Raw genomic sequence first — 17285 nt, 5'->3', positions numbered from 1 at the left:
GCCTTTTTAGCCCAGCTTGATGACAGTTGCGCGACGGCGCGCAGGGACGGGTTCGGCATAGAGGCTGGCCATAGGCTCATCCTCTACCTCAATGATCGCTTCCGATGTGAAACCGTTGAAACCCGTACGCATCGCCGCGCCATAGGCCCCGAGCATTCCAATTTCGATATAGTCGCCCGCAGCCACATCGTCCGGCAGCATGAAGGGGCCGACCATATGGTCCATGTCGTCGCAGGTCGGGCCGTAGAAGGAAAAGCCGGTCAGTTCCGCCTCGCTCTCTTCTTCACGTAGGAGCGCCACGGGGAAACGCCAGCCGATATGTGCAGCGTCGAACAGCGCGCCATAAGCGCCATCATTGATGTAGAGCTCGGTGCCGCGGCGGCGCTCTACTCGCACGATGATGGAGCTATATTCTGCCGATAGCGCGCGGCCAGGCTCGCACCATAGTTCCGACGAATAGCTGACCGGCAGGCTCTCGAAGCCGCGATGGATAGCGTCGAAATAGGCTTCCAGCGCCGGGGGTTCCATGCCGGGATAGACTGACGGGAAACCGCCGCCGACGTCGATGATATCGACCGTTACGGCCGCATCGACGATCGCGGCGCGGACGCGTTCGATGGCGTCGCTATAAGCCTGCGGACTCATCGCCTGGCTACCGACATGGAAGCATATGCCGAGGGCATCGGCCGCCTGACGCGTGGCCATCAGCAATTCGCGGGTCTCGCCCAGTTCGGCGCCGAATTTGGACGCCAGGCTCAGTTCCGAATGTTCGGACGAGACGCGCAGGCGCACGCACAGTTCGAGGTCGCTGGCGTCATCGGTGGCGCGCAGGATCTTTTCCAGCTCGTCGATCGTGTCGAGCGAGAAGGTGCGCACGCCATGGACGTTGTAAGCCTCCGCAATGGCTTCCTCAGCCTTGACCGGGTGCATGAAGCACAGCTTGGCTTGGGGCAGCGTCTGCGCGACGAGGCGAACCTCCGCGATCGACGCAACGTCATAATGCGTGATTCCGCTGTCCCACAAAGTCCGGAGCAAGTCCGGCGAGGGATTCGCCTTGACCGCATAGAGGGAACGCCCCGGAAACTTCTCAGTGAAGAATCGGGCGGCCCGGGCTGCAGCCTGGGGACGAATCAGCGTTACCGGTGCTGCCGGTGTGAGGGCGGTCGCTACCCCCAGCGCGCTATGGTGCTTGTGCAACTCAAGGGACCTCCAGTGTAGTTCAGGGCATTCAAGCTGCCTTGCGGTGGAAGTCCCATGGGGCAGCGGAAGGGCGATATATGCGGCAGGTGCCCCCCTGTAAAGCGCGCGTGTAAATTTTGTTGCGCGGGCGGCTATGAAACGTGCGTCAGGAGAGGCGGGACTTGAAGTCCTCATAGGAGAACTGGCGGATTTGCTTGAGTTCGTCGGTCTCCGAATTCCACAGCCAGATGGCAGGCAGGGGCACGCCATTGAATGTGTTGGTCTTTACCATCGAGTAGTGAGCCTGATCGAGGAAGGCGATCCGCCGCCCCGGAGTCGCGCCGCTGGGGACTCGATAGTCGCCGATGATGTCGCCCGCGAGGCAGGATGGGCCGCCGAGTCGAGTGACGGGACCATCGGCTTCCTCATGCAGCATTGCTGGGCGGTAGGGCGCTTCGATCACGTCGGGCATGTGGCAAGTGGCCGAGATGTCGGTGATGGCGACGGGCATGCCGTTGTCGATGACGTCTAGGATTTCGCCGATCAGGATGCCCGCGTCGAGCGCCATGGCTTCACCGGGTTCGATGTAAAGTTCGAGGCCGGTTTCAGCCTTGAGGCGATGCAGGAACGCAATCAGGTCATCGATCTGGTAATCGGCGCGGGTGACATGGTGGCCGCCGCCGAAGTTCAGCCATTTGAGGCCGCGGACATGCGGCATGACGCGCGATTCGATCGCCGCCCAGGTGCGTTGGAGCGGCAGGAAATCCTGTTCGCAGAGATTGTGGATGTGGAGGCCATCTACGCCGTCCAGATGTTCGGGGCGAAGCTGGTCGATGGGGAAGCCCAGGCGGCTGTGCGGTTGCGAGGGGTCATATTTGGGTACTTCGCCCTCTGCGTGGAGGGGGTTGATGCGCAGGCCGATGTCGAAGTTCACACCGTTCACGCGCGCTTCGTCGATGACGGGCTTCAGGCGTGCGATCTGGCCGGGGCTGTTGAAGATGACATGGTCGGAGATTTTGAGGATTTCGGCCAGATCTTCGGGTTTGTAGGCGGCGCAGTAGGTCGCGATCTCACCGCCATATTCTTCGCGACCGAGGCGGGCTTCGTAAATGCCTGAAGCGCAGACGCCGTCGAGATATTCCGCGACGACGGCGCCGAGGGACCACATGGAAAAGGCTTTGAGGGCGCCGAGGACCTTGATGCCTGCGCGGTCGCGGATGTCAGCCAGGATTGACAGGTTGCGGCGCACCGCGGCCTCGTCCACCACGAAGGCAGGCGAAGGGACGCGGTTCAGGTCGAAATGCGCGAAGGCGGCGGGATCACCGGCTTTGGTTTCCATGGGTCGTTCCACTCCAGGCTACTCCACCGTCACCCCGGGCTGGACCCGGGGTCCCGCTGCCTGAAACAACGGTGGAGAAGAAGCGGGACCCCGGCTCAAGGCCGGGGTGACGGTCCGTCTAACGGGACCGTCAGAAATCCAGCGGCTTATCCAGCTCCTTCACCTGCCAGGGTAAGCCGTGCTTGTTCAGCATGTCCATGAAGGGATCGGGATCGAACTGTTCGATGTTGAACACGCCTTCACCCTTCCAGGCACCGGTCAGCATCAACGCCGCGCCGATCATCGCGGGCACGCCGGTGGTGTAGCTCACCGCTTGATTGCCGGTTTCGGCATAGGCGTCCTCATGGTCGCAGACGTTATAGACATAGACGGTCTTCTTCTGCCCGTCCTTCTCCCCGGTCGCGATGTCGCCTATGTTGGTCTTGCCCTTGGTGGTTGAACCCAGGCTCGACGGTTCGGGCAGCACGGCCTTGAGGAACTGGAGCGGGATGATTTCCTGCCCGTTGTAGATGACCGGATCGATGCGGGTCATGCCGACATTCTGGAGCACTTCGAGATGCTTCAAATAAGCGTCGCCGAAGGTCATCCAGAAACGGATACGCTTAATTTCCGGGTAGAATTTGGCGAGCGATTCCAGTTCCTCATGATACATGAGGTACATGTTCTTTTCGCCGACCTGATCGAAGTTGAAGGCCTGTTTATGTTTCAGAGCCGGGCCTTCCACCCACTTGCCGCCTTCCCAGTGGCGCGAGGGCGCGGTGACTTCGCGGATGTTGATTTCCGGGTTGAAGTTGGTGGCGAAATGCTGGCCATGGTCGCCGCCATTGCAATCGAGAATGTCGAGCGTGTCGATCCGATCGAGCAGATGCTTCTTGATGTAGCTGGCGAACACGCTGGTCACGCCGGGGTCGAAGCCCGAGCCCAGCAACGCCATGATGCCAGCTTCCTTGAAGCGGTCCTGATAGGCCCATTGCCAGCCATATTCGAACTTGGGCGTATCGCGCGGTTCGTAATTGGCGGTGTCGAGATAGTCGGTCTTGGTCGCAAGGCACGCGTCCATGATCGCCAAGTCCTGATAGGGGAGGGCGAGGTTGACTACCAGCTTGGGCTGGACCTTCTCGATGAGAGCGATGGTTTCCGCGACATTGTCGGCATCGACCTGCGCCACATCGATGGTGACGCCGGTGCGCGCCTTGACCGATTCGGCGACCTTTTCACAGCTGATGATGCGTCGGCTGGCGAGCGTGATGTGGCTGAAAATGTCCGGGTTCATCGCCATCTTGTGAACCGCGACAGACCCGACGCCGCCCGCGCCGATGACCAGAACCTTGCTCAATTCAACTGCTCCATCACTTTAAGCGCGCGTGAGGCGCGAAAGCGTCCATATAGGGAGTTGGCGTTACAGCGCAAAGTCAGACTATCAGAGGCCTGCGCAGGCATTAAACCCGAGCCGTGGAACGCCCTAGCATAACCCCAAATATCGTTTCGGGTAACGATTGCGTTCTTTTCCTCGGAAGCCGCTCAAGTTAGTTTGAAGGCGGCGCATGCTACCGGATGGCGACAGCTGGAAGGTGCATCGCTCAGCAGCCGGAATCTCATGGGGGAGATAATGGATGGCAACGCTTAGCGGCAGTGTTTCGCCGGACCACGGCTTTCAGAATAGCGAGCGGCATTTTTTCCGGGTCATGGCGACCATAATGGCGGCGATCGTGGTCGCTGGATTTGCGGTCAACCTAGCCATGGGGCGATCGACCTTCGCGGTGCCGGTGGTCTATCATGTCCATGCCTTCGTCTTTTTCGGCTGGGTCGCGCTGTATGTCGCGCAGAATTGGTTGATCGCAGGCAATCATGTCAGCTTGCACCGGAGGCTGGGGCTGGTGGCCTATGGCTGGGTGCCGCTGATGGTCGTGATGGGCTTTGTCATCATGATCACGTCGCTGCGGCGCACCGGCGGACCGTTCTTCTTCGACCAGAATGAGTTTCTGTTCAGCAATTCGATGCTGCTGATCTTGTTCGGCGCGATGGTGATGGTGGCGCTGCGGCGACGCCGTCACAGCGGATGGCACAGGCGGTTGATGCTGACGGCCATGTCGATCCTGACCGGGCCGGGATTGGGACGGCTGCTCCCGATGCCGCTGTTCATCCCCAATGCCTGGCGCATCATGATGGTGGTCACCCTGATCTTCCCCGTCGTGGGCATGATTGCCGATAAGCGGCGTCACGGCAAAGTCCATGCGGCATGGTGGTGGGGCGTGGGCGCGATCGTGGCGACACAGATCATTGCGGACGTCATAGCCTACAGCAGTTGGGGTGCAGCCGTCACGCGGGCCGTGGTCGAGGGAACCGCTGGAAGCGCGAGGCCGATGGCGGCATTTCTGCCGCCGGACCTTGGGTCCTGATCCTTTTAAACGGACGCTCGGGAGCGGCTGCTTAGCTGTCAGAAGCTCGCGCCGTCCATCTTGTTGATCTTGAGGGCGTCGAGGTCGATGTCCGGCACGCAGCGAAGGTTGACGGCCCGCGTGGGTGATCCGTCCGGGCCGGTTCCTTGCGCAAATGCCTGCGTGCCACAGGTATCGCAGAACTGATGCGTGATCCTGTGCTTGTAGAATTGATAGTCGGTCAGCTTGTCCGCACCGCTGTCGAGCGTGAACTGGTTGGCGGGTACGAAGGTCAGCAGGAACCCCTTGCGGCGGCAATGGGAGCAGTTGCAGGACATGGCTTCTGTGGGTGCGTCGGCGGCTACGGTGAAGGTAACCGCGCCGCAGTGGCAGCTTCCAGTGTAGGGCATGGGGCTCTCCTGTGAGACACTTACGGTTTTCATAATGCAAACAGACCAGTATCAGTCGAAAAACTTCATCTGGGCGGGGCAATGAACAAGTCTGTGATCCTATCCATCATGCTGATTTACTCTTCATCTGCCATCAGTCGGACGGGAACGATACTGCCCGAAAAAGCAGCGGTCATACCTTCTGACCAACGGATCAGGTCAGATGATAGTCGCAAGATCCTGAATGATTATGCCGCCTGTACAATTGATGAGTCGCGCAAGCGGGTCGAGGATTTTTTGGCTATGGCGCCGGGGTAGGCCGACGCAGAAAAGTTGCTGCTCAAGGTCGCGATCAACTCATGCCTGTTAAACGGGAGCATGACCCTCAATAGCTCCGCATATCGCGCTGCAGCTTACGACGTGTTGTATCATCTGGACTTCAAAAAAGAAGCGCCTCTAGATTTTTCTTCCATAACGCCAATTGAATATGTCCAGCGTGGTAAGGGGATGACAGCGGAGGATGCCGCGGGACAATCCGTGCTTCGCAAACTAGCCGATTGCGCGGTTCGACATGGGCCATCGGACGCACGTCAACTCGTTTTAGCGCCTATCGGTAGCGTAGCCGAGACAAGCGCATTCGGGGCCCTCACCCCTCACTTGTCCGCATGCATGACCAATGACGTCACGCTTAAATTTTCGAAGTTCACCCTGAAGGGTTATATAGGAGAGGCGCTTTATCGCTTGTCGATCGCCGCGCGTTCGGCCGTGAAGAGTCGCTGACTTTCAACTCACCAACCGCCGCAACCCCGCCACCGTATCCGCCTCCTGCGCAGGCTTGTCCCTGCGTATCCGCGCGATGCGGGGAAAGCGCATCGCAAGCCCCGACTTATGCCGCTTGCTTTCATGGATGCTGTCGAAGGCGACCTCCAGCACCAGCGACTTTTCGACCTCGCGCACCGGGCCGAAGCGGTTGATCGTATTCCCTCGCACGAAGCGGTCGAGCCATTTCAGTTCCTCATCGGTGAAGCCCGAATAGGCTTTGCCGACGGGCAGCAATTCGCCTTCCTCCGTCCAGCAGCCGAAGGTGTAGTCCGAGTAGAAGGATGAGCGTTTGCCGTGGCCGCGCTGGGCATACATCATGACGCAGTCGGCGGTCAGGGGATCGCGTTTCCATTTGTACCAGAGCGCGGCCTTGCGCCCGGCGACATAGGGGCTGTCCCGGCGCTTGAGCATCACGCCTTCGATGGCAGCGTCGCGGGCGCCTGCGCGGATGTCGGCGAGGGTTTCGAAGTCGGGGGCTTCGATCAGGGCGGAGATGTCGAAGCGGTGGGGATCGAGTTTGGGGATGGTTGTTTCGAGGGCGCCGCGACGCTGTTCCCATGGGAGGGTGCGAAGATCTTCGTCGGCGTCGAGCAATATGTCGTAGAGGCGGACGAAGGCGGGATATTCGTCCATCATCTTCGCCGTCACCGCCTTGCGGCCGAGGCGTTGCTGGAGGGCGTTGAAGCTCGCCGCTTCCCCGCCCTGAAACTCGCCTTTGACGAGCAGTTCGCCGTCGAGGACTGCATGCGCGGTGAAGGCTTGCGCGATCTCTGGAAAGCTGCCGGTGATGTCGTCTCCGGCGCGGCTGTAGAGGCGGGTTTCCGTGCCGGTGCCGACGATTTGGATGCGGATGCCGTCCCATTTCCATTCGGCGGCATAGTCGGTGAGATCGACGCGCTCAGCTTCCAGCGGGTGGGCGAGCATGAAGGGGCGGAAGAAGGGCGTGCCTGCTGGGTCGGGCCGGTCTGCTTTCCCTTCGGCCCATGCGAAGAGTGCCGCATAGGGAGGGGCGAGCGCGTGCCAACATTCCTCCACATCATCGACGTCGAGCTTGAAGGCTTGCGCGAAGCCGGTCTTGGCAAGTCGGGCGGAGATGCCGACGCGCAGGCCGCCGGTGGCGAGCTTCAGCAGGGCGAAGCGGCCGGAGGCGTCGAGATGATCCATCATTTGCGCCAGGGTCGCAGGCGCGGCGGCTCGGCTGACGGCATGGAGGCGGTCTATGATGCTGGATAGGGTGAGGGAGCCGTCGTCTATTTCCTGCGGCTGATCTTCCGACTTTGGCCAGAGGAGGGCGACGGTTTCGGCGAGGTCGCCGACATAGTCGAGGCTCATTTCGAACAGGACCGGATCGACGCGGGAACGGGTCATTTCTGCAATGGTGGAGGCTTTGACAGCCTTTATGTCGAGATTGCCGGTAAGGGCGGCAAGGGCCCAGCCGCGATCTGGGTCGGGGGCCTGACGCATGTAGGACGCGATGAGGTCCAGCTTGCCGTTGCGGGATCGGGTATAGACGAGGCCGTCCAGGAGTTGGGAGAATTGCCTCATCCTTCCTTCTCCTCCCCCGTTCGGTTCGAACTTGTCGAGAATAGTTGCGCACAAATTATCGACATGCTCGAACCGAACGGAGGCAGGGGGATCGGCTTGGGCATTACCCTTCATCCTCATCTTCGCGGCCCACCAGTTCCAGCGCTCTCGCGCGCATCTGGTGGGTCATGCACCAGTGGAGCAGGGCTTCCTCGCGGCCGTGGGTGATCCAGGTTTCGGAGGGAGCGACTTCGCGGATGGTGCTGGTCAGTTCGTCCCAGTCCGCATGGTCGGAAATGATCAAGGGCAGTTCGACATTGCGCTGGCGGGCCCGCTGGCGGACGCGCATCCAGCCTGACGCCATGGCGGTTATCGGGTCGGGCAAGCGGCGGCTCCAGCGGTCGTTGAGGGCGGAAGGCGGCGAAACGATGATGCGGCCGCGCATCTCTTTTGCCGGGAGGCCCGTGGCCGGACGCAGGTCTCCCATGGCGACGCCGAACTGCTCGTAGAGGGCGCACATCCGTTCGAGGGCTCCATGGATGTAGATCGGGTCGTGGTGCCCCCTGGCGCGCAGTTCGCAGATGAGGCGCTGAGCCTTGCCGAGCGCATAGGCGCCGACGAGGACGCAGCGATCGGGATTGGCATGAAGCGCTGTGAGGAGGCGATCGACTTCGCTGCCGGTGTCCGGGTGGCGAAAGACGGGAAGGCCGAAGGTCGCTTCAGTGACGAAGATGTCGCAGGGGACGGGTTCGAAGGGCTTGCAAGTCGGATCGGGGCGGCGTTTGTAATCGCCGGTTACGACCACGCGTTCGCCAGCGTGGGTGAGGAGGATTTGGGCAGAACCCAGGACATGGCCCGCCGGTATGTAGCTGATCGTGACGCCGTTCATGCGGATATCTTCGCCATAAGGGACGGCTGTGCCGGACGCCGTGCCGTAGCGAAGGGCCATGATGGCGAGGGTTTCCTCCGTCGCCCAGACATGACCGTGGCCGCCCCGCGCGTGGTCGGCGTGGCCATGGGTCACCAGCGCCCGTTCGCGCGGAACGGAAGGATCGATCCACGCATCGGCGGGGCGGACATAGATGCCGGTCGGGTGCGGTTCGATCCAGTGGGCCATGGTACAAAAAGATGGGATGGCCCGTAACGGTTCCGCAAGGGCTGCGGCGGGAAGGGCTTCACACTTGCATCGCTGCTTGCCCGGCAACGGACTTGCGCCCCTCGGGCAGCAGGAGGTGCGCTATGACTTTGGCGGATGATCAGAATTTAATGCGCGCGCTGCTGCGGCACTTGGCGAAACGGGAAATTGCCGGAGCTTATCGCAGCTACGGGGCGAGGAGGCCGGTGATCAGGGCGAGCGTGGCCTTCTTAAGGCAAGCTGGAATCTCAGGCGCCTTAACCTGTTGTCAGAAAATCCCAGCTTGCGCTGGGATCACGACATCAAGCCGCCTTCTTGATTTCCAGTTCCAGGCGATCCCAAATTTCGACCAGCGCGGAAACGAGGTCCTGCATCATCTCGGCGCTGTGCGCCGGGCCGGGCGTGAAGCGCAGACGCTCCGTACCGCGAGGGACGGTGGGATAATTGATCGGCTGCACATAAGCGCCATATTCAGCGAGCAGAATATCGCTGATCCGCTTCGCCTTGACCGGGTCGCCGACCATCAGCGGGACGATGTGCGTGACGGATGGCATGACGGGCAGGCCCGCTTCGGTCATCAAGCGCTTAAGGGTTGCGGCGGCGGCTTGCTGACCTTCGCGTTCCTCGTTCGACTGTTTGAGATGGCGGACGCTGGCGAGGACGCCTGCGACGAGCACGGGCGAGAGCGAAGTCGTGAAGATAAAGCCGGGCGCATAGCTGCGGATGACATCCACGATCATCTGGTCGGCTGCGATGTAGCCGCCCATCACGCCGAATGCCTTGCCCAGCGTACCTTCGATGATTGTGAGGCGGTCTGCGACTTCATCCCGTTCGGAAATGCCGCCGCCATGGGCGCCATACATGCCGACCGCATGAACCTCGTCGAGATAGGTCAGCGCGTTGAATTCGTCGGCGAGGTCGCAGATCGCGGCGATGGGAGCGACGTCGCCATCCATCGAATAAACGCTTTCGAAAGCGATCAGCTTGGGCGCGTCGGGATCTTCGGCGGCGAGCAGTTCGCGCAGATGTTCAACGTCATTGTGGCGGAAGACACGCTTTTCGCAGCCCGAATTGCGGATGCCCGCGATCATCGAGGCATGGTTGAGCTCGTCGGAAAAGACGATGCAGCCAGGCAGCAGTTTGGCGAGGGTGGCGAGCGTCGCTTCGTTCGAGACGTAGCCCGAGGTGAAGAGCAGCGCCGCTTCCTTGCCATGGAGGCTGGCCAATTCGGATTCCAGATCGACGTGATAATGGGTGTTGCCGCCGATATTCCGGGTGCCGCCCGAGCCTGCGCCGACATCGTGCAGCGCCTCTTCCATAGCCGCCACCACCTTGGGATGCTGGCCCATGGCAAGATAGTCGTTGGAGCACCAGACGGTGATCGGCTTTGGACCATTATGGCCGTGGAAGCAGCGCGCATTGGGAAAGGCGCCCTTGTTCCGAAGGATATCGATGAACACGCGATAGCGACCTTCGCTGTGAAGCCGGTCGATCGCTTGCGCGAAGATATGCTTGTAGTTCACGTAACGCCCAGTCCCTTGTGGCCCGCATCCTTCCGGCGGTGCGTTTACCTGCTGCGGCCCGCTATTACCAGCGATAACCGTTCGCAGCGCCAGGGAGATATACCTATCACAATGATAGATGAAATTGGGAGTGGACTAAAGGTCCTACCCTGTCACAGCGGCTCCATCTGGGTGAGGCCAAGTTCGGCGAGGGCCGGGGCAAGCGACGCTACGCTGTTGTCCAAACGCGTGAAAACGGCTTTGCCGGACGGACGTGACGCAGGCCATTCCTGCCCCTGAGTCAAATAGGCGATGCGCCGGGCGATGCCTTCGCCACCATGCACGAAAGTGAGCGGCTGCGGCGCGGCTGCGGCCAATTCGGCTTCCACCAGCGGGAAATGGGTGCAGGCAAGCACGACCGTATCCATGCGCTTGCCGCCGGGCTGGTCTATTAGACCGGCAAGGGCGTCTCGGGCAATATTTGGGTCTAGCGGTTCGCCGCGCAGCTTGGCTTCGGCCAGTTGAACCAAGGCGGCGGAACCGTGGCGTAGAACAGTGCAGTCCGCGCCAAATTCGGCGGTGAGGCGGTCCACATAGGGCTGCCGGACGGTCGCATCGGTGCCCAGGACGCCGAAGACGCGGCTTTTGGACAGAAGAGCCGCAGGCTTGATCGCAGGAACGGTGCCGACGACCGGGATGTCGAGCGCGGCTCGCACGGCGGACAGCGCGATGGTGGAGGCCGTGTTGCAGGCAATGACGGCAAGCCGCGGGCGATAGCGCTCGACCAGGCGGCCGAGCAGCGCTGGGACGCGGGCGGCGATCTCCGCCTCGCTCTTGGTACCGTATGGGAAACCCGCGCTGTCAGCCGCATAGATGATAGGGGCGTTCGGCAGCGCTGCCCGGGTCGGGGCGAGGATGGAGAGCCCGCCTACGCCGGAATCAAAGAAGAGCAGGGGAGCGGTTGGAGCGACTTTCATTATGGGGCACACATGTCGCGATAGGAGGGAAGGCTGTCAACAGGGCCTTGGCCGCACGTGGTCGGGTTAGCTCCTCCTGTTCCGCCCGAACCCGGGGCGCTTAAAATCGCCCGCAGGCTGAGCGCGTTCTGGGGCCTGATAAGGTTGATTCGCGGACTCGGATGAACTGCGGACCACGACAGGATCGATGCGATCGTCCAACCGGACGCCGAACGCGCGCCTCGCACACCATGCGACCTGGCCTGGGACCGGGGCATGGGCGGGTAGGCAAATGGTGACGGCCTCACCTGCGATAAGACCGTGATCGCATTTGCCGCCGATTCCCTGAACGGAAACGTCGCGGATGACGATATCGATTTTGCCGTGACGGGGATGAATCATGTGCGCTTTGAGCAGGCGGCGCTGGCGTTCATCCGCGCGCTTATGCTCAACAGCGGAATCCTTATTGTCTCTCATTCTTGAGCACTTTTGAGCGGGCGACCATTTCTATCCTTGGGTTATACCGGGGTGAGGGCGCACGGCAACAGGCAAGACTTTGGGTGTCGCGGACGTAACGAGGCTTTCGCCTTTGGCATTGCCCCTGACCGCCGGAACGCTATGGTCGCGCCGCAATTCATTTCGGCGAGATCATGAACCCTCCCTGGCTACTCCCCGCTTTCGTCCTGCTGATTTCCTATCTGCTGGGCTCGATCCCCTTCGGGCTGCTGCTGACGCGCTTCACCGGTGCGGGCGACCTGCGCCAGATCGGATCAGGGAATATCGGCGCGACCAATGTGCTGCGGACGGGGCGGAAGGGGTTGGCGGCGGCGACGCTCCTGCTCGACCTGCTGAAGGGCGTGGCGGCGGTGCTGATCGGCGCGGCGCTGGTCGATGGCGCCGGGCCGATGGCGGGCGCGATGGCCTTTATTGGCCATTGCTATCCTATCTGGCTGCGCTTTGCAGGGGGCAAGGGCGTGGCGACGATGATGGGCGTCGTTACGGCGCTGCATTGGCCTGCCGGGATTGTCTATGCCGTGGTTTGGCTAGGGGCGCTGTTCGGGACGAAATGGTCATCGGTCGGCGGCATGGCGGCGGGGATCAGTGCGCCAGTCGCCTTATGGTTCATGGGCCGGATCGACCTGGTGCCCGTGACGCTGGGGCTGGCGTTGATCCTGCTGTGGCGGCACCGGGCGAATATCTCGCGGCTCGCCAAGGGAACAGAACCCAAGATCGGAGCGGCGAAAGGGTGAGTGAGCAGGAGCGGTTCGATCGCCTGCGCCTGATCCGTTCGCCTCGCATCGGTCCGGTCACATTCCGGCAGTTGATGGCGCGTTTCGGCAAGGCGGGCGATGCGTTGCAGGCAGTGCCGCAGCTGGCCGCGCGCGGCGGGGGCAAAGCGAAAGTGGCTGATGCTGGTGCCGTGGAGCAGGAGATTGCGCGCAGCAAGGCTCTGGGCGCCCGCTATCTGCTGATGGGCGATAAAGACTATCCCTTTCTGCTGGAACAGATGGATGGGGCACCTCCAGCGCTGATCGTGCGGGGGGACGCGACGTTGGCGGCGCGGCAATGCGTCGCGATGGTAGGCGCGCGCAATGCATCTGCCGCCGCTTGCCGATTTGCCCGCAGCCTGGCGCAGGAATTGGGTCAGCAAGGCGCGGTCGTGGTGTCCGGGTTGGCGCGGGGGATCGATACGGCTGCGCATCAGGGATCAGTCGTGACCGGAACCATCGCGGTCATCGCCTGCGGTTTGGACGTGGTGTTTCCGCCGGAAAATGGCGATCTGCAGGAACAGGTGGCGACCGAAGGCCTGCTGGTGACGGAGCATCCTCCAGGCACACAGCCGCTCGCCCGGCACTTTCCGGCGCGTAACCGGATCATTGCGGGGCTGGCTGCAGGAACCGGGGTGGTGGAGGCCGCGCCGCGATCCGGATCATTGATTACTGCGCGGTTGGCGGTGGAAGCGGGGCGCGAGGTGATGGCCGTGCCCGGATCGCCCGCCGATCCGCGCGCGCAGGGATGCAACCAGCTCATTCGCGAAGGCGCCACTTTGGTGCAAAATGGCAATGATGTGATCGAGGCGATCGGTGGGATCGACAGCCGGATGGTGCGGCAGGGGTCACTGGATTTTGCTGGCGAACCGGTTTCGTCCGATGTGGCGGGGCGTGAGCGGGAGGCTGTGCTGGGCCTGCTGGGTCATGCGCCGGTGCCCGTGGACGAGATTATTCGCCTGTCCGCCTTCAGCCCCGCTATCGTGCAGACGGTGTTGCTGGAGCTGGAACTTGCAGGCCGTCTCGAACGCCATGCAGGCGGAAGGGTGAGCCTGTCGTGATGGTCTTGACGCGGGGCGTCGCCGCCTTCCAGACTCGCGCGTGTACGTGAGAGAACTCAAAAACCGGGGCTTGAATGCAGCTTGTCATCGTTGAGTCGCCTGCCAAGGCGAAGACAATCGAGAAATATCTGGGCGGGGATTTCCACGTTCTGGCCAGCTATGGTCATATCCGCGATCTGCCTGCCAAGGACGGATCGGTGGACCCGGATCATGGTTTCGCCATGAGTTGGGAAAATTATGGCGACAAGGGCAAGCAGCTCAAGGCCATTACCGATGAGGCCAAGAAGGCGACGCGCCTGATCCTGGCGACTGACCCTGATCGCGAAGGAGAAGCGATCAGCTGGCATGTGCAGGAAGTGCTGCGCGCCAAGAAGGCTTTGCCGCAGACCGTGGATCGGGTGACGTTCAATGCGATCACCAAGGCCGCGGTCCTGGACGCCATGGCCAAGCCGCGTGCACTGGACGAGGATTTGATCGACGCCTATCGGGCGCGGCGAGCGCTGGACTATCTGGTGGGCTTCACGCTGTCGCCGGTTCTGTGGCGCAAGCTGCCAGGCGCCAAGTCGGCGGGGCGCGTGCAGTCGGTTGCGCTGCGGCTGGTGGTCGAGCGGGAGCGCGAGATCGAGAGTTTCGTCGCCCAGGAATATTGGTCGGTCGCGGCCGAGATGGAGCAGGGGGGGCAGGGCTTCACCGCGCGGCTGGTGCGCTGGAAGGGCGAGAAGATCGACCGGCTGACCATCGGCAAGGAAGGCGATGCCATGGCCGCGAAGGCGGATGTGGAGGCCGGGCGTTTTACCGTCGAGAAGGTCGAGACGAAGCCGGTTTCGCGCAACCCTCCGCCGCCGTTCACGACCTCGACCCTGCAGCAGGAGGCTGCGCGCAAACTCGGCTTCTCGGCCAGCCATACGATGCGGATCGCGCAGCAGCTCTACGAGGACGGCGCGATCACCTATATGCGTACAGACGGCGTGCAGATGGACGGGAGCGCCATTTCTGCCGCGCGCAAGGCGATCGCCGAGCGCTATGACGGTGGTTATCTGCCGGAAAAGCCGCGTCAATATCAGACCAAGGCCAAGAATGCGCAGGAAGCGCATGAGGCCATTCGTCCGACCGAGTTCGGGCGGGACAAGGTTGGCAGCGGCGATCATGCGCGGCTTTACGACCTGATCTTCAAGCGGGCTCTGGCGAGCCAGATGGCCTCGGCACGGCTGGAGCGGACGACAATCGACCTGGTGGATGGCACAGGCCAGCATGCGTTGCGCGCGACCGGGCAGGTGGTGATCTTCCCAGGTTTCCTGGCGCTTTATGAAGAGGGGCGGGACGACAGCGAGGATGATGACTCCAAGCTGTTGCCGCGCATGGCGGAAGGCGATGCGCCGGCCAAGAAGAAGGTGACGGCCGAGCAGCATTTCACCCAGCCCCCGCCGCGTTATTCGGAAGCTTCACTGGTCAAGAAGCTGGAGGAATTGGGGATCGGGCGTCCGTCGACCTATGCCTCTACGCTGCAGGTGCTGAAGGACCGCGACTATGTGCGGATCGAGAAGAACCGCTTCTTCGCCGAGGAGAGCGGGCGGCTGGTGACGGCCTTCCTCGAACGCTTCTTCGAACGCTATGTGTCCTACGACTTCACTGCGGGGCTGGAGGATGAACTGGACGATATTTCCGGCGGTCGTGCCCAGTGGCAGGCGGTGCTGGAAGCCTTCTGGAAAGACTTCAAGCCCAAGACCGCCGAAGTGATGGAGCAGAAGCCTTCGGACATCACGGCTGAACTGGACAAGTTCCTTGAGCCGATGCTCTTCCCGCCCAAGGCGGATGGGTCCAATCCCCGCGCTTGTCCGATGTGCGGCGATGGGCAGCTGTCGCTGCGCGGCGGGCGTTTTGGGGCGTTCATCGCCTGCTCCAACTATCCGGAGTGCAAATATACGCGGAAGTTCGGCCAGCCGGGCGGCAAGGAAGGCGAAGATACGGGACCCGAGGTGCTGGGCCAGCATCCCGAGACGGGGCAGGATATCGTCAAGAAATCCGGGCGCTTTGGACCCTATATCGAGATGGGCGAGGGTAAGGAAGCGAAGCGCGGATCGATCCCCAAGGACCTGCCAGATGGCGAGATGACGCTGGATTGGGCGGTGAAGCTCTTAAGCCTGCCGCGCGAGGTCGGGCTTCATCCCGAGACGGGGAAGCCGATCGTCGCCAATATCGGGCGCTTTGGTCCCTACCTGCTGCATGACGGCAAATATGGGCGGCTGTCATCGACTGCCGAGATATTCGAAGTCGGCATGAACAGCGCCGTCGCCAAGCTGGCCGATGCGGCGAACAAGGGCGGCCGTGGCGGAGCGTCGCGGGAGCCGCTCAAGGTGCTCGGCAAGCACCCGCGCACCGAGGCCGAGATCAAGCTGATGGCGGGGCGCTATGGGCCTTATGTCACCGATGGCACGACCAATGCCACGCTGCCCAAGGCGGTTGAGCAGGATGCGTTGACATTGGAGGAAGCGGCGCAACTGATCGATGCGCGCGCTGCGGCGGCGCCTGCGAAGAAGGGGAAGAAGGCTCCGGCGAAAAAGGCGGCTGCGAAGAAGCCTGCTGCCAAGAAGGCGCCGGCCAAGAAGAAGGCGGCGGCGGAGTAGTTAACGACCTCCGTTCGTCCTGTTTGAGCGAGGCGCTTGCCTCGCTCAAATGTCGAAGGGCTTGCCTTATCTTCGAAGAGAAGCAGGGCTTCGACAGGCTCAGCCCGAACGGGGTCGGGTCGGCTTGAATGGCGACGGGTTCTTTACTCCACCCAATCCAGGCCGATGTCCCGGTAGATAAATCGGTCGTCTTCCCAATCTTCCTTCACCTTGACGTGGAGGTAGAGGTGGACCTTGACCCCGAGCAGGCTCGCCAACTCGGCACGGGCCTTTGAACCTATTTCCTTGAGGCGCTGGCCGCCCTTGCCGAGCACGATGGCGCGCTGGCTGGAACGGCCGACCAATATCTGCTGGTGGATTTCCACCGAGCCGTCCTCGCGCTCGCTATATTTTTCCGTGTCCACGGCTGCGGCATAGGGTAGCTCGGCGTGAAGCTGGTGATAGAGCTGTTCGCGAGTGATTTCGGCGGCCAGCATGCGGTCGGTGGCGTCGGAAACCTGATCTTCCGGGAAGTGCCACGGACCTTCGGGCATGGCCTTGGCGAAGGCGGTTTTGAGTTCCGCAAGGCCATCCCCGGTGGCGGCGGAAATGAAGAAGGTCTCCTCGAAACCGATCCGCTCGTACAGCCTTTGGGTATGAACCAGCAGCTTTTCCTTGATCGCAATGTCCACCTTGTTGAGGATCAGCCACTTGCGCTCCGGCCGATGTGCAAGCGCCTCGACGATCGGTTCGATCTTGGGGCCGAGGCCCGCCTTGCCGTCAACGATCAGCGCGATGAGGTCCGCGCCCTGCGCGCCGCCCCATGCGGCCTGCACCATGGCGCGGTCGAGGCGGCGCTTGGGCTGGAAGATGCCAGGGGTATCCACAAGGACGATCTGTGCGTCGCCTTCAATCGCGACGCCCATGACGCGGGTTCGGGTGGTCTGCGCCTTGGGACTGGTGATAGCGACCTTCTGGCCGACCAGCGCGTTCACCAGTGTGGATTTGCCCGCATTTGGCGCGCCGACGATGGCGACAACTCCGCAGCGTTGGGATTCAAGATCAATCGTCAAACAAAACTCCGTTCACCCCTGCCGCTGTCGGAGGGACTTCCTTCCTAATCCAAAAT

16 protein-coding genes are annotated in these 17285 nt (G+C 62.0%); 7 read left to right on the top strand and 9 right to left on the bottom strand.

The annotated features are described in order from the left end of the window. Window positions 1-6 precede the first annotated feature (6 nt). The 3 genes from ACFO3E_RS17870 to ACFO3E_RS17860 all read right to left on the bottom strand — a co-directional run bounded on the left by ACFO3E_RS17870 (window position 7) and on the right by ACFO3E_RS17860 (window position 3854). On the bottom strand, window positions 7-1197 hold the full coding sequence (locus ACFO3E_RS17870; protein WP_066523763.1) for a type III PLP-dependent enzyme: 1191 nt from the start codon (window positions 1195-1197) through the stop codon (window positions 7-9). Between the two features lie 148 nt (window positions 1198-1345). Beyond that, on the bottom strand, window positions 1346-2518 hold the full coding sequence (locus tag ACFO3E_RS17865; protein ID WP_066523765.1) for a carboxynorspermidine decarboxylase: 1173 nt from the start codon (window positions 2516-2518) through the stop codon (window positions 1346-1348). Between the two features lie 130 nt (window positions 2519-2648). Continuing rightward, the gene (locus ACFO3E_RS17860) at window positions 2649-3854 is read right to left on the bottom strand and encodes a saccharopine dehydrogenase family protein (protein ID WP_066523767.1); all 1206 of its coding nucleotides are present in this window, start codon (window positions 3852-3854) and stop codon (window positions 2649-2651) included. A 277-nt stretch (window positions 3855-4131) separates the two neighbouring features. Here ACFO3E_RS17860 and ACFO3E_RS17855 point away from each other — a divergent pair, with 277 nt between their 5' ends. Further along, window positions 4132-4917 (top strand): hypothetical protein, encoded by a 786-nt coding sequence (locus ACFO3E_RS17855; RefSeq protein WP_082919515.1) that lies wholly within the window; start codon window positions 4132-4134, stop codon window positions 4915-4917. A gap of 38 nt (window positions 4918-4955) precedes the next feature. Here ACFO3E_RS17855 and ACFO3E_RS17850 read toward each other — a convergent pair whose 3' ends face one another. Further along, a complete protein-coding gene (locus tag ACFO3E_RS17850; protein ID WP_066523770.1) occupies window positions 4956-5306 on the bottom strand; it encodes a GFA family protein in 351 nt (116 codons plus the stop codon). 81 nt (window positions 5307-5387) lie between these two features. On the opposite strand from ACFO3E_RS17850, the gene ACFO3E_RS17845 reads away from it, so the two are divergent. Together ACFO3E_RS17845 and ACFO3E_RS17840 are read left to right on the top strand one after the other, a co-directional pair. Then, window positions 5388-5603: a hypothetical protein gene (locus tag ACFO3E_RS17845; RefSeq protein WP_066523771.1), complete on the top strand. Its 216-nt coding sequence runs from the start codon at window positions 5388-5390 to the stop codon at window positions 5601-5603. 15 nt (window positions 5604-5618) lie between these two features. Beyond that, on the top strand, window positions 5619-6065 hold the full coding sequence (locus tag ACFO3E_RS17840) for a hypothetical protein (protein WP_156518350.1): 447 nt from the start codon (window positions 5619-5621) through the stop codon (window positions 6063-6065). A 3-nt stretch (window positions 6066-6068) separates the two neighbouring features. On the opposite strand, the gene ACFO3E_RS17835 is transcribed toward ACFO3E_RS17840, so the two are convergent. From ACFO3E_RS17835 to murI, 4 genes are all read right to left on the bottom strand, one after another. After that, a complete protein-coding gene (locus tag ACFO3E_RS17835; RefSeq protein ID WP_380806847.1) occupies window positions 6069-7652 on the bottom strand; it encodes a cisplatin damage response ATP-dependent DNA ligase in 1584 nt (527 codons plus the stop codon). Between the two features lie 103 nt (window positions 7653-7755). Next, a complete protein-coding gene (locus tag ACFO3E_RS17830; protein WP_066523775.1) occupies window positions 7756-8748 on the bottom strand; it encodes a ligase-associated DNA damage response exonuclease in 993 nt (330 codons plus the stop codon). A 320-nt stretch (window positions 8749-9068) separates the two neighbouring features. Then, window positions 9069-10289 (bottom strand): 5-aminolevulinate synthase, encoded by a 1221-nt coding sequence (gene hemA / locus ACFO3E_RS17825; RefSeq protein WP_066523777.1) that lies wholly within the window; start codon window positions 10287-10289, stop codon window positions 9069-9071. Between the two features lie 152 nt (window positions 10290-10441). Beyond that, complete coding sequence (gene murI, locus ACFO3E_RS17820) at window positions 10442-11245, bottom strand: glutamate racemase (protein WP_066523779.1); 804 nt, start codon at window positions 11243-11245, stop codon at window positions 10442-10444. 300 nt (window positions 11246-11545) lie between these two features. Here murI and ACFO3E_RS17815 point away from each other — a divergent pair, with 300 nt between their 5' ends. The 4 genes from ACFO3E_RS17815 (at window position 11546) to topA (ending at window position 16177) form a co-directional block, all read left to right on the top strand. Continuing rightward, a complete protein-coding gene (locus ACFO3E_RS17815; protein WP_225870611.1) occupies window positions 11546-11707 on the top strand; it encodes a hypothetical protein in 162 nt (53 codons plus the stop codon). Between the two features lie 167 nt (window positions 11708-11874). Next, the gene (gene plsY / locus ACFO3E_RS17810; protein WP_066523781.1) at window positions 11875-12474 is read left to right on the top strand and encodes a glycerol-3-phosphate 1-O-acyltransferase PlsY; all 600 of its coding nucleotides are present in this window, start codon (window positions 11875-11877) and stop codon (window positions 12472-12474) included. Beyond that, window positions 12471-13553, top strand: coding sequence for a DNA-processing protein DprA (gene dprA, locus ACFO3E_RS17805; RefSeq protein ID WP_380806842.1), 1083 nt, complete (start codon window positions 12471-12473; stop codon window positions 13551-13553). Before plsY ends, dprA begins: the two co-directional genes overlap by 4 nt. Before the next feature lie 74 nt (window positions 13554-13627). After that, on the top strand, window positions 13628-16177 hold the full coding sequence (gene topA / locus ACFO3E_RS17800) for a type I DNA topoisomerase (protein WP_380806840.1): 2550 nt from the start codon (window positions 13628-13630) through the stop codon (window positions 16175-16177). A gap of 143 nt (window positions 16178-16320) precedes the next feature. On the opposite strand, the gene era is transcribed toward topA, so the two are convergent. Further along, window positions 16321-17229, bottom strand: coding sequence for a GTPase Era (gene era / locus ACFO3E_RS17795; RefSeq protein ID WP_066523787.1), 909 nt, complete (start codon window positions 17227-17229; stop codon window positions 16321-16323). Between the last annotated feature and the right edge of the window lie 56 nt (window positions 17230-17285).

Source organism: Sphingobium tyrosinilyticum (genome assembly GCF_042654265.1).
GTDB classification, from domain to species: domain Bacteria; phylum Pseudomonadota; class Alphaproteobacteria; order Sphingomonadales; family Sphingomonadaceae; genus Sphingobium; species Sphingobium tyrosinilyticum.
This window is presented reverse-complemented; position numbering and strand designations above follow the sequence as displayed.

Coding starts and splice junctions, on each gene's coding strand:
- ACFO3E_RS17865 (WP_066523765.1), bottom strand. CDS start 2,518: ATGGAAACCAAAGCCGGTGATCCCGCCGCCTTCGCGCATTTCGACCTG.
- ACFO3E_RS17855 (WP_082919515.1), top strand. CDS start 4,132: ATGGCAACGCTTAGCGGCAGTGTTTCGCCGGACCACGGCTTTCAGAAT.
- ACFO3E_RS17850 (WP_066523770.1), bottom strand. CDS start 5,306: ATGCCCTACACTGGAAGCTGCCACTGCGGCGCGGTTACCTTCACCGTA.
- ACFO3E_RS17845 (WP_066523771.1), top strand. CDS start 5,388: ATGAACAAGTCTGTGATCCTATCCATCATGCTGATTTACTCTTCATCT.
- ACFO3E_RS17835 (WP_380806847.1), bottom strand. CDS start 7,652: ATGAGGCAATTCTCCCAACTCCTGGACGGCCTCGTCTATACCCGATCC.
- ACFO3E_RS17830 (WP_066523775.1), bottom strand. CDS start 8,748: ATGGCCCACTGGATCGAACCGCACCCGACCGGCATCTATGTCCGCCCC.
- murI (WP_066523779.1), bottom strand. CDS start 11,245: ATGAAAGTCGCTCCAACCGCTCCCCTGCTCTTCTTTGATTCCGGCGTA.
- plsY (WP_066523781.1), top strand. CDS start 11,875: ATGAACCCTCCCTGGCTACTCCCCGCTTTCGTCCTGCTGATTTCCTAT.
- topA (WP_380806840.1), top strand. CDS start 13,628: ATGCAGCTTGTCATCGTTGAGTCGCCTGCCAAGGCGAAGACAATCGAG.